General features: G+C 72.6%; 13 protein-coding genes and 1 tRNA gene. 13 read left to right on the forward strand and 1 reads right to left on the reverse strand.

All coding sequences use genetic code 11. The features are described 5' to 3' along the window. The first annotated feature begins 175 nt into the window (after positions 1-175). The 6 genes from QRN89_RS31275 (at position 176) to QRN89_RS31300 (ending at position 6,236) form a co-directional block, all read left to right on the forward strand. A complete protein-coding gene (locus QRN89_RS31275; RefSeq protein ID WP_290352777.1) occupies positions 176-1,393 on the forward strand; it encodes an MBL fold metallo-hydrolase in 1,218 nt (405 codons plus the stop codon). A 952-nt stretch (positions 1,394-2,345) separates the two neighbouring features. Then, positions 2,346-4,226, forward strand: a complete 1,881-nt coding sequence (locus QRN89_RS31280; protein ID WP_290352778.1) for a sensor histidine kinase — start codon at positions 2,346-2,348, stop codon at positions 4,224-4,226. 7 nt (positions 4,227-4,233) lie between these two features. After that, positions 4,234-4,668: a roadblock/LC7 domain-containing protein gene (locus QRN89_RS31285; RefSeq protein WP_093661476.1), complete on the forward strand. Its 435-nt coding sequence runs from the start codon at positions 4,234-4,236 to the stop codon at positions 4,666-4,668. Between the two features lie 2 nt (positions 4,669-4,670). Then, positions 4,671-5,042, forward strand: coding sequence for a DUF742 domain-containing protein (locus QRN89_RS31290; RefSeq protein ID WP_290352779.1), 372 nt, complete (start codon positions 4,671-4,673; stop codon positions 5,040-5,042). Next, positions 5,020-5,670: a GTP-binding protein gene (locus QRN89_RS31295; RefSeq protein ID WP_290352780.1), complete on the forward strand. Its 651-nt coding sequence runs from the start codon at positions 5,020-5,022 to the stop codon at positions 5,668-5,670. The genes QRN89_RS31290 and QRN89_RS31295 overlap by 23 nt, the downstream gene beginning before the upstream one ends. After that, on the forward strand, positions 5,667-6,236 hold the full coding sequence (locus QRN89_RS31300) for a GAF domain-containing protein (RefSeq protein WP_290352781.1): 570 nt from the start codon (positions 5,667-5,669) through the stop codon (positions 6,234-6,236). Before QRN89_RS31295 ends, QRN89_RS31300 begins: the two co-directional genes overlap by 4 nt. A gap of 96 nt (positions 6,237-6,332) precedes the next feature. Here QRN89_RS31300 and QRN89_RS31305 read toward each other — a convergent pair whose 3' ends face one another. After that, a complete protein-coding gene (locus tag QRN89_RS31305; RefSeq protein ID WP_290353933.1) occupies positions 6,333-7,529 on the reverse strand; it encodes an acyl-CoA dehydrogenase family protein in 1,197 nt (398 codons plus the stop codon). Positions 7,530-8,297: 768 nt separating this feature from the next. Between QRN89_RS31305 and QRN89_RS31310 the strand changes: the two genes are divergently transcribed. The 7 genes from QRN89_RS31310 (at position 8,298) to QRN89_RS31340 (ending at position 13,676) form a co-directional block, all read left to right on the forward strand. Beyond that, a complete protein-coding gene (locus QRN89_RS31310) occupies positions 8,298-8,879 on the forward strand; it encodes a helix-turn-helix domain-containing protein (protein WP_290352782.1) in 582 nt (193 codons plus the stop codon). Next, on the forward strand, positions 8,876-9,436 hold the full coding sequence (locus QRN89_RS31315) for a GNAT family N-acetyltransferase (RefSeq protein WP_290352783.1): 561 nt from the start codon (positions 8,876-8,878) through the stop codon (positions 9,434-9,436). Before QRN89_RS31310 ends, QRN89_RS31315 begins: the two co-directional genes overlap by 4 nt. 516 nt (positions 9,437-9,952) lie before the next feature. Next, a complete protein-coding gene (locus QRN89_RS31320) occupies positions 9,953-10,909 on the forward strand; it encodes an alpha/beta fold hydrolase (RefSeq protein WP_290352784.1) in 957 nt (318 codons plus the stop codon). 167 nt (positions 10,910-11,076) lie between these two features. Then, positions 11,077-11,445: an MmcQ/YjbR family DNA-binding protein gene (locus QRN89_RS31325; protein WP_290352785.1), complete on the forward strand. Its 369-nt coding sequence runs from the start codon at positions 11,077-11,079 to the stop codon at positions 11,443-11,445. A gap of 551 nt (positions 11,446-11,996) precedes the next feature. Then, a complete protein-coding gene (gene tgmA / locus QRN89_RS31330) occupies positions 11,997-12,188 on the forward strand; it encodes a putative ATP-grasp-modified RiPP (protein WP_138051927.1) in 192 nt (63 codons plus the stop codon). A gap of 15 nt (positions 12,189-12,203) precedes the next feature. Beyond that, positions 12,204-13,142: an ATP-grasp ribosomal peptide maturase gene (gene tgmB / locus QRN89_RS31335; protein WP_290352786.1), complete on the forward strand. Its 939-nt coding sequence runs from the start codon at positions 12,204-12,206 to the stop codon at positions 13,140-13,142. A 460-nt stretch (positions 13,143-13,602) separates the two neighbouring features. Continuing rightward, positions 13,603-13,676, forward strand: a tRNA-Pro gene (locus QRN89_RS31340). Positions 13,677-14,122: the final 446 nt, after the last annotated feature.

Genomic DNA, 14,122 nt, shown 5'->3' on the forward strand with positions numbered 1-14,122 from the left:
GGTACGACGGACGGGGCGGCCCGGATGTGACAGGGACAGGCCTCAGCCCCGGCATTTTTCCCGGGCCCCGTTCGTTGCGGTTGCCGTGGGAGGCTCGTGCCCCCTGGTTCAGGGACGGCGGCGTCCCGTGGACATCCACCGATAATGGAACGAACCGAAGACCTCAGGAGGTCCCGTGACCGGCGCAGGTTCCCCGCCCCCGCTGCGCTCCCGGCTGCGATCGATGCGGCCCGTCGCCTTCGGGGCCGACCCCGCCGGAGAGCGGATGGAGCGGATCCGCCGCTCCCCCCATTTCGCCGACGGGGTGTTCCAGAACCCCGTGGGAGCCCGGACGAGACCGTCAGGGTCCACGCTCGAGTTCGCGAAGATCTACTTCCGGAAAGAGGCCCGCAGACGCCGCGGCCCCGCCGCCCCGATACCCCTGCACCCCACCACGCTCGAGGACCTCGCCAGGCCCCCGGCCTCCGGGCTCCGGCTCACCTGGATGGGGCACTCGAGCGTGCTCGCCGAGATCGACGGCAAGCGGGTGCTCTTCGACCCGGTCTGGGGCCGGCGCTGCTCACCCTTCGCGTTCGCCGGACCGAAGCGGCTCCATGCCGTGCCCCTGCCGCTGGCGGCGCTCGGCCCCGTCGACGTGGTCGTGATCTCCCACGACCACTACGACCACCTCGACCTGCCCAGCATCCGCGCGCTGGCCTCGACGGACACGCTCTTCGCGGTGCCGCTCGGCGTGGGGGCGCACCTGGAGCGCTGGGGCGTGTCGGAGAGCCGCCTGCGGGAGCTGGACTGGAACGAGTCGACGCAGGTGGACGGCCTGCGGCTGACCGCCACCCCGGCCCGGCACTTCTGCGGCCGCGGCCTGCGCAACCAGCAGCACACGCTGTGGGCGTCCTGGGCCGTCGAGGGGCCGTCCGGTCACCGGATCTACCACAGCGGTGACACAGGGTACTTCCCCGGCTTCCGGGACATCGGTGCGGAGCACGGCCCGTTCGACGCCACCATGATCCAGATCGGTGCCTACAGCGAGTTCTGGCCCGACATCCACATGACCCCGGCCGAGGGCATGCGGGCCCATCTGGACCTCCAGGGCGGACAGCCGTCCGGGGTGATGCTGCCGATCCACTGGGGCACGTTCAACCTCGCGCTGCACCCGTGGGACGAGCCGGGCGAGGGCACGCTCGCGGCGGCGGAGGAAGCGGGCGCGCGGGCCGCCCTGCCGCTGCCGGGCCAGCCCTTCGAGCCCACGGCGGGCGGCGTTCCCTCCGCGCCCTGGTGGCGAGCGGTGGCCCACGCCCCCGCCGCCGGCCGGCCGCTGCAGACCCCGGCGACCGGGACCCGGCACGGCGTCGCCGCCTCCGGCTCGGACACACCGGAGACGGCCCCGACGCCGTAGCACGTCATCGGACCGTGCGGGCCGGTGGCGGTCCGCACGACCCGGTACGTCCCCGTGACCGGCCTTCGGGGGTGCGGTGGCGGCATGCGCGGTGGGGCGCCGGCGTTCGCACGGTCCCTTGCGTGCCCGGTGCGCCGCACCGCGGCACGGGACGGGGACCGGCCCTGCGAACCGTCCGTGCCCGCCCGGCCCGCTTCGCCCCGGGGCCCCGTCACTGCGGCCCGGGCGCCGAACGCGCCACCGCTCGAAGGCCTTCCGCGCCCACCCGGTCCGATGCGCGTCCGGAGCCGGGAGCCGGCGTCCGGCGCCCAGTGGCCAGTGCCCCATGCCAGGAACCCGGCGTCGGGTGCCCGGCGTCCGGTCCCGGAACCCGACACCGCAGCCGGGCTCCGTGGGCGGTGCCGACGGCAGCCCTGCCCGTCGTGGCCGGGCCTGACCTTCGCGGCGTCCGGGGCCGAGCGCATTGCCTGGGGCCCTCCCGGTGCGCGCGGCCGGGCCCTGCCCTCGGGAGTCCGCCCGGGGCCCGATGACCGACTGCGCCGTCCAGCCGGTCCAGCCGGTCCAGCCGTCCCCCCAGCCGTGCACCCGCCCACCCGCCGCCCGTCACCCCCGTCCAGTGACCGGCAGGCGGCCGGTCGGCCGGGTCCCGCGCCCGGGGGATTCATCCCACGGCCGTCCCTCTCGCGAATTGTCCGGACACTCCGCCCCATCAGCCGAGGGTGTGGACGTACCCGGGCACACACCCCCGCTGTCGGCCCCGGAATTTCGGCTGTGCGTGCGAGCCCTCATACCAGAGCGGGACGCTCTACGGGGAAGTTTGTCAACTGCCCACCGCACATGAACGGTTCACGACTACCGTGTGTGTCCGGTGATCAACGGTGGGCTCTCACACACCTTGGCGCCGCGCACACCGATCGGTACACGATTCCTGGGCCACGTACCAAGGACGCTGATGTCTCAACTACGCGCACCAGCCGCGCGGCCGGACCGCCGCGAGGGCGGGCGGCACGGCCGGTCAGGCTCCCGCGCACTCTCCTCCGCGGGCAGGCCGCAGTCCACGCCGCCGAACTCCGAAGCCCGCATACGCCCCCAACTGATGCGAACCGCCGTACTGCCCGCCGTCGTCGTGTCGCTCAGCGGCGCGGCCGCGGTGCTGTTCACGATCCGTTCCACCGACGCGCGGCCGTCCGCCGCGCTGTGGGTCGCGCTCGCCGGCTCTGCGGCCCTCGCCGTCGTCGCCGTGGCGGCGGCGGCGCTGGGGGCGGAACGCACGGCCAGAACCATGCTCGACCGCGCACAGCACCTGCGCCGGTCCAGTGCCCGCAGGCAGGCCGAACTCACGGCCGTGGTCGACGGACTTCGCCGGGGCGAGCGCCCGCCGCCCCGTGAGAACCTTCCCGCCCCGGCCGCCGGCGGCGACGAACTCGACCTCCTCGCCCAGGAGCTGACGCGCTCCCACGACGCCGCGGTGACCGCCGTGGTGCAGGCCTCCCGCCTCTCCAGCAGCGTGGGCAACGAGCAGAAGGTCGAGGTCTTCGTCAATCTCGCCCGCAGGCTCCAGTCGCTGGTGCACCGAGAGATCCAGCTGCTCGACGAGCTGGAGAACGAGGTCGAGGACCCGGAGCTGCTCAAGGGCCTCTTCCACGTCGACCACCTGGCCACCCGGATCCGCCGGCACGCGGAGAACCTGGCCGTCCTCGGCGGTGCCATCTCCCGTCGCCAGTGGTCCAACCCGGTCACCATGACCGAGGTCCTGCGCTCCTCCATCGCCGAGGTCGAGCAGTACCCCCGGGTCAAGCTGGTGCCGCCGATCGACGGCACCCTGCGCGGCCACGCCGTCGCCGACGTCATCCACCTCCTCGCCGAACTGGTCGAGAACGCCACCCTGTTCTCCGCCCCGCACACCCAGGTGCTGCTGCGCGCCTCGCACGTCACGGCGGGCCTGGCCGTGGAGGTCGAGGACCGGGGCCTCGGCATGCCGCTCTCCGAGCAGAACAAGATGAACGCCCTGCTGGCCGATCCCGACCAGGTCAATGTCGCGCACCTCCTGCAGGACGGCCGCATCGGACTGTTCGTGGTCTCGGCGCTGGCGCGCCGGCACGGCATCGCGGTCCGCCTCCAGTCGAACATCTACGGAGGCATCCAGGCGGTCCTGGTGCTGCCGCAGGGGCTGCTCGGCGCCGAGCCGGGCGCCCACGGCGGCGCCGAGCAGCAGGGTGCCCAGCGCCACGCCGACCATCCTCCGGCCGCGGCCGCCGCGGTGGCGGGCGGGGTCGCCGGCCGGGAGCGGGCCGCCGCCCCAGGGGGCGCCGCTCCCCACCCCGCCGCCGAACCGGCGCACGCCGCGGACCTGCACCACACCGGCGGTCAGCGCACCCTCACCTACGCGACCAGCATGCCGGGCATGCCGCATCAGCAGTCCGCGGCGGACTCCGCCGCCACGGGGCCGCTCCCGGTGCGCGGCGAGCACCCGGACCGGCCCAACCCGGCCACCGTCCGTACCGGTACGGCTCACCCTGCCGCCCCGCCGCCGCCCGTACAGACACCCGCGCAGCCACCTGCGCCCCGTCACGCGTCCCCGCCAGCCGACTCCCAGGCCGTACGCGGCACCATGGGCCGCCCGCAGCTGCCCAAGCGGCGCGCCCAGGAGCACCTGGTGCCCCAGTTGCGGGACGAACCCGCCCCGCGCAGGCCCGAGGAGCAGGCACTGCACGACCCCGGGCTGATGGCGGCCTTCCAGCGGGGCATCGGCCTCGCGGAGTCGGGGACACCGGGAGAAGCGGCTCCGGCCCCGCACGAACCGCAGCAACAGGACGAAACCCACAAGGAGTAGATGCACCATGGCGAGCGATGTGCCCACGGGCCATTCCTCGGATCTCGACTGGCTGCTCAGCGGTCTGGTCCAGCGAGTGCCGTACACCCGCAACGCGGTTCTGCTCTCCTCCGACGGCCTGGTGAAGTCCGTGCACGGCCTCGACGCCGACAGCGCCGACCACATGGCCGCGCTGGCGTCCGGGCTGTACTCGCTCGGCCGCAGCGCCGGCGCCCGGTTCGGCGACGGCGGGGAGGTCCGCCAGGTCGTGGTGGAGCTCGACTCCACCCTGCTGTTCGTGTCCACGGCCGGTTCGGGCACCTGTCTCGCCGTGCTGGCGGGGCGGGAGGCGGACGCCGCGGTCCTCGGGTACGAGATGGCGATGCTGGTCAAGAGCGTACGGCCGTATCTGGTCACACCGGCCAGACAGGCCGCCGGGGCGCCGAGCGCCACGGGGCTCTGACCGTGCCGTCCCCCAAGGACGGGCCGTGGCTGGACGATGCGGCAGGCCGATTGATCCGCCCGTACTCGGTGATCGGGGGCCGTACCCGTCCGACGGCGGCCCTCGACCTGCTGTCCCTGGTGATGGCCACCGGCACGGTCCCGCACGGGGTGCTCGGACCCGAGCACGCGCTGGCCCTGGGCCTGTGCGACGGCCCGACGTCGGTGGCGGAGATCTCGGCGCACTTACGGCTCCCGGCGGTCGTCACCAAGGTGCTTCTGTCCGATCTCGTGGACTGCGGGGCGGTCACCGCACGGGCGCCCCGCTTCCAGGAATCCCCGACCGACCGTTCCCTGCTGGAGGCAGTGCTCGATGGTCTACGACGACGGCTCTGACCACCGCCCTGACCACACCCCCGAGCAGGGCCAGGGCCCGCGTGACCCCTTTCCCACCGCCCTGAAGATCCTCGTCGCGGGCGGTTTCGGGGTGGGCAAGACGACCTTCGTGGGCGCGGTGAGCGAGATCGAGCCGCTCAGTACCGAGGAACTGCTGACTGCGGTCAGCGTCGGCACCGACAGCCTGGCGGGCGTGGAGTCCAAGACGACGACCACGGTGGCGATGGACTTCGGCCGGATCACCCTCGACGACCGCCATGTGCTGTACCTCTTCGGCACACCGGGCCAGGAGCGCTTCTGGTTCATGTGGGACGAGCTGTCCGAAGGTGCGCTCGGCGCGGTGGTCCTCGCCGACACACGACGGCTGGAGGACTGCTTCTCCGCCGTGGACTTCTTCGAGCGGCGCGGCATCGGATTCGTCGTCGCCGTCAACGAGTTCGACGGCTCCTACCGCTACGAACCGGAGGAGGTGCGGGCCGCGATCGACCTGAAGCGGGACGTCCCCGTCGTGCTGTGCGACGCGCGGATCGCCGGCTCAGGGATCGGCACCCTGGTCACCCTCGTCCAGCATCTGCTCACCACCACCCCGGCACCGGCAGCGGCGCCGAGCTACGGAGCTCAGTCATGACGTACGACCCGACCGGCCATCTCCTGCTGACACCCGTCGACCGGGAGGCCCCCGCCCGGGTGCGGCGGCTGCGTCAGCTCGGGCTGGGGGAACGGCCCGAGCCGGCCTTCGACGAATTCGCGCACAAGCTCGCGGAGGTGACCGGAGCGCCCTACTCGATGGTCAACTTCATCGACGAGCACCGGCAGTTCTTCGCGGGCCTGCACACTCCCGCGGGCACCCATGCGGGCGGAGGCGACCTCGCGGCGGCCGGCGGCGGGGACGTGGGCCGCTTCATGGCGCGCGACCACGGCTACTGCCCGCACGTGGTCGTACGGCGCAAGGCGCTCGTGCTGGAGGACGTGTGCGACTACCCCCGGTTCGCGGGCAATCCGGTCGTGGACGAGATCGGCATCCGCTCGTACCTCGGGGCACCGCTGATCGACCGCACGGGCATCGCCCTGGGCACGATCTGCGTGGTGGACACCGAGCCGCGGCCGTGGGGCCGACCGGGACTGGAGACCATCAAGTCGCTCGCGGCGGAGCTGGTCGAGCAGATCCACCGCCGCGAGGACGGGCTGCTGTGACCGTGGCGCGGTGACGTCCCCGGGACCGCCGTACGGCTCCCGGGGACGTCGTGTGTTCGCGTCCCACGTGCGGGACTCCTTTCGCCCGCCCCGAGGTCAGACCAGGGCCTCCATGCACGTCAGCTCGGCCAGCCGCTCCGACCACTGTCCCTTCGACTGGCCCAGGGCCACCTCGGCCAGTCTGAGCAACTGGATGTCGGAGGTGCCCGCGGGCGCGAAGATGTGGTGCGCGTCGCGGAGGTAGCGCTCGATCGGGCGCTCGGTGAACAACCCGGACGCGGCGTGTACCTCCATCGCGTTGCGCGCCGAGTCGAGCACGGACTCGACGTTGACCAGCTTGGCGTTCATCAGTTCCGCGTCGCAGGCCAGCCCCTGGTCGAGCAGATGCACCGCGTGGTACGCGGCCAGCCGTGCCGTCATCAGCCGTGACTGCAGCTGTCCCAGCTTCAGCTTGACGGACGGCAGTTCGTGCAGCGGCTTGCCGTAGCGGTGGCGCTCGGCGCAGAACCGCGTGGTCTCCTCCAGGATGGCCCGGTGTATGCCGAGCGCCACGGCGGTCAGGTTCGCGCGTCCGTAGAGCACGCTGGAGGAGTAGGCGACCGCGAGGCCGTCACCCTCCTCGCCCAGCCGGTTGGCCGCCGGCACCCGGCAGTCCTCGAACAGGAGCTCACCGAAACTGAAGCCGTGCAGCCCCATGGTCGGCTTCTGCTCTCCCGTGCGGCACCCCGGGCGGCCGGACTCGACCAGGAAGGCCGTGAGCCCCTTGGAGCCCGGTCCGGTCCGGACGACGACACCGTGCAGATCACCGACATGGCTGTTGCCGACGTACACCTTTCGGCCATTGATGACGTAGTCGTCGCCGTCACGTACGGCGGTGGCGCTCATCCCCAGCACATGGCCGCCCGACTCGGGTTCGGTGACCGCGATCGTGGGCAGGCACTCGCCCGCCGCGATCAGCGGGAGCCAGGTCTTCTTCTGCTCCTCGCTCCCGAAGTGGACGATCTTGGCGACGCCCAGCTGGGAGGCCTGGACCATGGCTCCCATCGCGGCGCTCACCCGGGACAGTTCCTCGATGATGATGGTCTTGGCGAGATGGCCGACGCCCATCCCGCCGTGGCCCTTGCCGATCGTCGCTCCGAGCCAGCCCTGCCGTGCGATGAGCCGCGAGAGTTCGCGGTGCACCGTACGGGCCGCCTCCATGGCCGGAATGCGCGGGCGGACCTCGCACTCGGCGAAGTGCCGGACCTGGTCCCGGAGCTGATGATGAAGTCGACTGGCGAAGTACCCGTCCATCGCGAGCCCTCCTCTGCGAAACGCCTGCTCGCGCGAGTGTTCGAGCAGGTGGTGCATCGGCATGGTCCCGTCCCGTACAGGCCGACCACCTCATGGTGTTGATCGCTAACAGGTGGTACAACTCGGTGGCCAACTTTGGCCGAAATGCAAGCCATTGACGTGTGATTGACGCTGTGGCCCTGGTGGTAGCGGCCCGTCCGGTTCGCCCGCAGGCATGCCCACGGGTCTTCTTTCTGCCACATGCCTTCGGCAACGGTTTCCGCGGCATATGGCACCGAGGGACAGCATTCCGCTTCCGGTGGCGGACGACCAGGCCTCAGGAGTACGGAATTGCCCGCAACTCATCCGGATTCGACGGTTGTTGAGCGCACGTCTCGACCGGCGTACAGGGGCGCTGACCGGCGCACGCGCCCCACCGGGTGCACGCCCCCGGAGCCGTGCGGCGGCACCCGCGGGCCTCCGGGCACCTCCACGGCACCACCCGCCGGCTCATGCGTGGCGCTCCAGCACATGCGGCGAGGCGGCGAGCCCCAGATCCGAGTCGGTGGGGCCCGAGCCCATCAGCCGTACCCGCAGCCTCCGCGAGCGCGCAGAGCCTGCGGGACAGACTGAGCACGTGCCGGGCGCACGCGGCCGAACGCGTACGAGGGCGGTACGCGACGGAACCCAGGGGCGCGGTGGGCGACTGTGACCGCACCGCGCCCCCGGCCCCGAGGCCCGTGACGGCCGGCTTCGACCGAATCCCGTATCTGGGATATCGTGCCGGATATGAGAGAGGGTGCGGAATGCGGGCCACGCGACCCCGTCGATGTGCGACTGGCCGAACGGCTCGCCGGACTGCGGGCCGAGCGCGGCTGGTCGCTGGACGAACTGGCGCGCCGCAGCGGGGTGAGCCGGTCGACCCTGTCGCGGGCGGAGCGGGGCGAGATCAGCCCCACCACCTCGCTGCTCGGCAGGCTGTGCGCGGTGCACGGCAGGACGATGTCCCAGCTCCTCGGTGAGGTGGAGGCCGAGCCCGCGCAGCTCGTCCGGGCGGGCGACCAGACGGTCTGGACGGACGAGACGGCCGGCTTCGTCCGCCGGTCCGTCTCGCCGCCGCACACCGGCCTGCGCGCCGAGATCGTCGAGTCCCGGCTCGCGCCGGGAGCCGACCTCGCCTATGAAGCACCCCCGGTGCCCGGTATGGAGCAGCACATCTGGATGCTCGACGGCACGGTCGAGATCACCGTCGGAGAGGCGACGCACGAACTGCGGGCCGGCGACTGCCTGCGATTCCGTCTCCGGGGCTCGACGCGCTTCCGCTGCCCCGGCCCGGACGGCGCCCGCTACGCGGTGGTGGTGGTGCCGTGACCGGGTTCACCGTCTTCCGGCTGGACGCCGGCGAACTGGCCCGCACGGCACCGCGGCTGGCCGATCTGCTTCTCGACGCGGTCGACGGCGGTGCCTCCGTGGGCTTCCTCGCCCCGCTCGATCGCGCCGACGCCGAGAGGTGGTGGCACGAGCACGTCCCCGCGGTCGCCGAGGGAGGCCGCGCCATCTGGGCGGCGCGCGACGGCGAGCGTGTCGTCGGCACCGTGAGCGTCGGCTTCACGGCGTACCCCAACGGCCGCCACCGCGCCGAGATCGCCAAACTGCTGGTCCACCGCGAGGCCCGCGGACGGGGGCTGGGCCGGGCCCTGCTCACCGCGGCGGAACGCGGCGCCGCCGAGCGCGGCGCCACCCTCCTCGTCCTGGACACCGAGACGGGCAGCCCCGCCGAGGGGCTCTACCGCTCGGCCGGGTGGACGGCCGCCGGGGTCATCCCCGGCTTCGCCGCCGACCCGGCAGGGACCCTCCGCCCCACGACACTGTTCTACAAGCAGCTCGTCGCCGAGGCCCGCCTCGCCACCGCGCCCGCGGTGCGCTGAGACGGCGCGCGGAGGCGCCGCGCGGAGACCTCGCGCGGAGACGCCGCGCGGAGACGCCGCGTGGAGCCCCGTACCGGCCCCGCCGACTCGGCCGCTTCCCGATCGCCGCCACCCCGGCCGGGATCGAGTCGTGCGCGACGTTCGTGACCTTGGAGAAGACCAGGACCCGGTACTCGGCCGCCTCCTCGGCCCGCGGCGTGGCGGTGAGGCCGAGTCCGAGGACCGGCGCCGGCAGGGCCGTGAGGACGGTGACGGGGGACGGAGTCCTTCGACTGCTCATGGCGCTCCCGGTTGCTCGCGGCGCTCCCGGTGCTGATGAGACGGCTGGGGGGCGTCGTGTCCAGAAAGTGCTTTCTGAGTGCGTCGCACAGCGTGGTCTCGGGGTTCACAGGGGGTCAATGGGTCGGGAGCGACCGGTGCGGCAAGCGCATTCGGAGTCCGGGGGGTGTGACCGGCGGCGACCGGGGGAGGGACCCCCACGTACCCGTGACCGTCCGAACGAGGAGGCCGGCCCCCATGACCGCGACCGCATACCGCCCCGGACTGCTGGACGCCGCCGACGGCGTGCAGATCGCCACGTACTCCTGGCTACCGGAGAGCGGGCGTCCCCGTGCCCTGGTGCAGCTCGTCCACGGAGCGGCCGAGCACGCGCTGCGGTACGACCGGTTCGCCCGCCACCTCGCCGCCCACGGCTACGGCACGATCGCCTCCGACCACCGGGGGCACGGGGCGACGGCCCCCTCCACCGGCGGTTACGGCGTCGCGGAGACGCCCGGCGCCGCGCCGGCCGACGACTACGACAGCTGGCGCGCCATGGTCGAGGACATCAAGGCGGTCGGTGACCAGGCCCGGCTGCTCCACCCGGGTGTTCCCGTGGTCGTCCTCGGGCACAGCCTGGGCTCCATGCTCGCCCGCGACTACGTGCAGGAGTACCCGGACGACCTCAGCGGCCTGATCCTGTCCGGCACCTTCCGCTCGCTGCCGGGTGCGGACATCGAGGGCTCCCTCGCCCGCCTCGGGGAGCGGGCGGCCACCGAGGGCCGCGCCGCCCCCTCCACGTACGTCTCCGAGCTCTTCGCGTCCTTCAACGACCCGTACCCGCACCGGACGGGCTTCGAGTGGCTGTCCCGTGACGAGGACGAGGTCGACGCCTACGCCGTGGACGAGCGCTGCGGCTTCCCCTTCAGCACCGGCCTCGTCCTGGACTGGCTGCGCGCCGTGCGGAAGATCAACGACCCGCGCAACCTGGCCCGTGTCCCGGCCGACCTGCCCGTCCACGTCGCCGTCGGTACGGAGGACCCCTGTCACCAGGGGATGACCCTGGTCCACGAACTGCTCGAGGACTTCCGCTACATCGGCACCGAATCGCTCACGTGGAAGGCGTACGAGGGCGCGCGCCACGAGATCCTCAACGAGACCAACCGCGAGGAGGTCCAGCAGGACCTGGTGGCCTGGCTGGACAAGCGGGTCTGACCGGAGGCGGCCCGAGCCGTGGGGCGGGTGCGAGCGGAATGCGGGCGCGGCGGCGCCCGCCGCCCTCGGGCCCCCGTGCCGCCGTGCCGCCGCTGTCCTCGGGCCCCCGTGCCGCCGCCGCCCCGTGGCTCCCGGGCGTTGTCGGTGGGGCGTCGTACCGTCGGAGGATGGCCACTGCCGACGACGTACGCAGGATCGCGCTCGCACTGCCCGGCGCGGTGGAGAAACTCGCCTGGGGCATGCCCACGTTCCGGGCGGGTGAGGGCGGGAGGATCTTCGCCTCGCTCGACGACGACGATCAGGTGATCGGGGTCAAGTGTCCCAAGGGGGACCGCGAGGAGCTGATCGCCGCGGAGCCGGACAAGTTCTTCATCCGCGCGGGGCACGACGACAACCACGCCTGGCTGCGGGTGCGGCTCGGCGCGCTGGACGACGAGGAGGAGCTCCACGCCGTCCTGCTGGACTCCTGGCGGCAGGCGGCTCCGCGAAGGCTCCTCGAAGCCCATCCCGAGCTGGGTGGGGTGTCCGGTCCCTGAGCCCGGCCGCCCGGTGGAGGGGCTCGACCGCCGCGGTGCGCGGCGCACGGGTGCGGGAGCGCGGGGCACCGAGGCACGGCGGGCGCACACCGGGGCGCCGGTGCACGCCGCGCACGAGCACGCGGGATCCGCGCGCGGGCCGGTGCACGCCTGTCACGCACGGTGATTCCGTGTGTGCGGCTCACGGACGGGCGTGACGCACGGTCATGACACGTACGCGGGTGACGGAAGTGTGTGACACATGGTCATGGCGTGTACGCGGAGGAGACGCGCGCGTGACGGACGGTCATGGCGTATGTGCGCGCGATCACCGGTGATGGCTCAACTCGCCCGTCTTCACGGGATGTTCACAACGGTCTACACCAATCAGTGCTCTCATGAGGGAACCCCACGCATTCCCCCATCCGTCTACCGATGGGGCGATCCTGTGGGGTCCGTCCGCTGTGACGACATTCACTGCCAGCACGGCCGGAAGTAACGGATAGTAATGAGTGCCCTACATCATCGGCACGTACTGTTACGTGTGCCCAGACAGTCGACGAAGGAGACTCATGCGACCGTTCGTACTGAACTACGTACTTCCGGCCGAGAGTCCTGCGGTGACCCTGCCGTACACCTACGACTCCGCCCTGCAGCTGAACGTGCTGCCGGACGGGCGGCCGGCCATCGTCGACCGCGATCTGATCCTGGTCACCGGCACGACGACGTCCACGGCCGGCTCCAAGACGCACTTCGACGACTGACGGACCGGCGCAGCAATGACCGTACTGATACTGACGTGCCGTCAAGACGTCACCGCGGACATGGTGATCGCCAAGCTGCACGACCGGGGGGTGCCGCTCGTGCGGCTCGACCCCGCCGATCTGCCCGGCGAGGCCGCCCTGTCCGCCGAGTACGTGCACGGTGACTTCTACGGTCATCTGTCGACCGACGGCCGGCTGCTGAGCATGGGCGCCCTGCGGTCGATATGGGTGCGCAGACCCGGGGAGCCCGCCGCCCATGCCGAGGAGCCCTCGGCGTGGCTGACGGCGGAGACCGAGCAGGCCCTGTACGGCATGCTGTACTCGGCCACCGCGCGCTGGATGAACCACCCGTGCGTGTCCGCGCAGGCCCGCTGCAAGCCCTGGCAGCTCAGCCTCGCGCACCGCAGCGGCTTCGCCGTGCCCCCCACCGTCATCACCACGTTCCCGCGCGTGGCACGGCAGTTCGCGGCGCAGTACCAGGACATCGTCGTGAAGTCCGCCTCCGGGCCGCCGCCCGGCGATCCGCCGGTGTCCCTGCCCACCACCCGCATTCCCCCCGACACCGACTTCTCCGGGGTGGCCGCCGCGCCCACGCTGCTCCAGCAGTACGTTCCCAAGCAGGCCGACATCCGTCTGACCGCCGTGGGCACCCGCCTGTTCGCCGCCCGGAAGCTCTCCGCGGACGGACAGGTGGACGGACGGTACGGCGACACCGGTCAGCCCTGGAAGGCCGTCGACGTACCGGGGCGCATCACCCGGTCGGTGCGGGAGTACATGAGCCACTCCGGACTCGCCTACGCGGCGTTCGACTTCGCCGAGGACGAGGAGGGGCTGTGGTGGTTCCTCGAGTGCAACCAGGGCGGCCAGTTCGGGTTCATCGAACTGGAGACCGGTTTGCCCATCGCCGAGGCCGTCGCGTCCTGGCTCGCCCCGACGGTCAGGGAGCAGGGGTGACGGGGAGGGTGAGGGCCAGGGGGAGGCCGTGCCCCCGGGGCTCGTCCTGACGATCTCCACGTCGGCGGGCCCGTGTCCGGACGCCCGGCCGACCGTGGGACGGCCCTCCCCGCCAGTGGTGCCGCCTCGTCCGGGTGCCCGGGCGCGGACGGTCCGGTCGCTCGCGAAGCGGGGCACGAGCGGCCGCGGCCCCGTCGGTGCCGGTCCGGCGACCACGTCGATCGCCGACCGCTCGCGGAGGGCGACCGCGCCCCGCGTCACCGGCGCCATCAGGCATTCCAGGCCCTGGTGGTCGTGCCCGCGGCCACGCCTCGCGCTGGGCCCCGTGATCGCATCGGGCCCACCGCGCGACCTCAACCACACTTCAGGTCCTCCGGCAATCGGTTCGTGACCACCCGGCGAAGTGCGGTATGGTTCTCGTGCGCGTTCGGCCGGGGGAAATCCCAGGTCAGACGGGCACCGGGACGTGGCGCAGCTTGGTAGCGCACTTGACTGGGGGTCAAGGGGTCGCAGGTTCAAATCCTGTCGTCCCGACTTTTGAAGTCGCAGGTGAGAGGCCGTGTCGGAGGGATCCGACGCGGCCTCTCGTCGTCTTTCGGTGCCCTGCGGTGTCCGTCGGCGCCTCACGGTGACCTTCGGCGGCTCCCGCCCGGCCCTCGATCGACCAAGGCTTCCGGCCCTGAGCCGGCCCGGCTCGGCCCTCGCGCCCGGTGCCGTGTTCGTCCTGGTGGAGCGTGCCGTCATGGCGCAGGGTCCTGATCTGCATGCCGGCCTCGTCCACCACCGCGGGCCGGGCCGCGGCCGGTGGCACGTACAGGACCGTCCGCCGGCGCGAGTCCGCGGCGGTCCGCCCCGTCCGCGGGCCGAGGGGCCGCGGTGCGGTCCCGCATCGCGGCGTGCGGTGATCGTCACGCCGCCGCGGTGCGGTCCCGCATCGCGGCGTGCGGTGATCGTCACACCGGGCAGGGCGCCGCGCAGGC

The organism is Streptomyces sp. HUAS CB01, assembly GCF_030406905.1.
Taxonomy (GTDB): Bacteria; Actinomycetota; Actinomycetes; order Streptomycetales; family Streptomycetaceae; genus Streptomyces; species Streptomyces chengbuensis.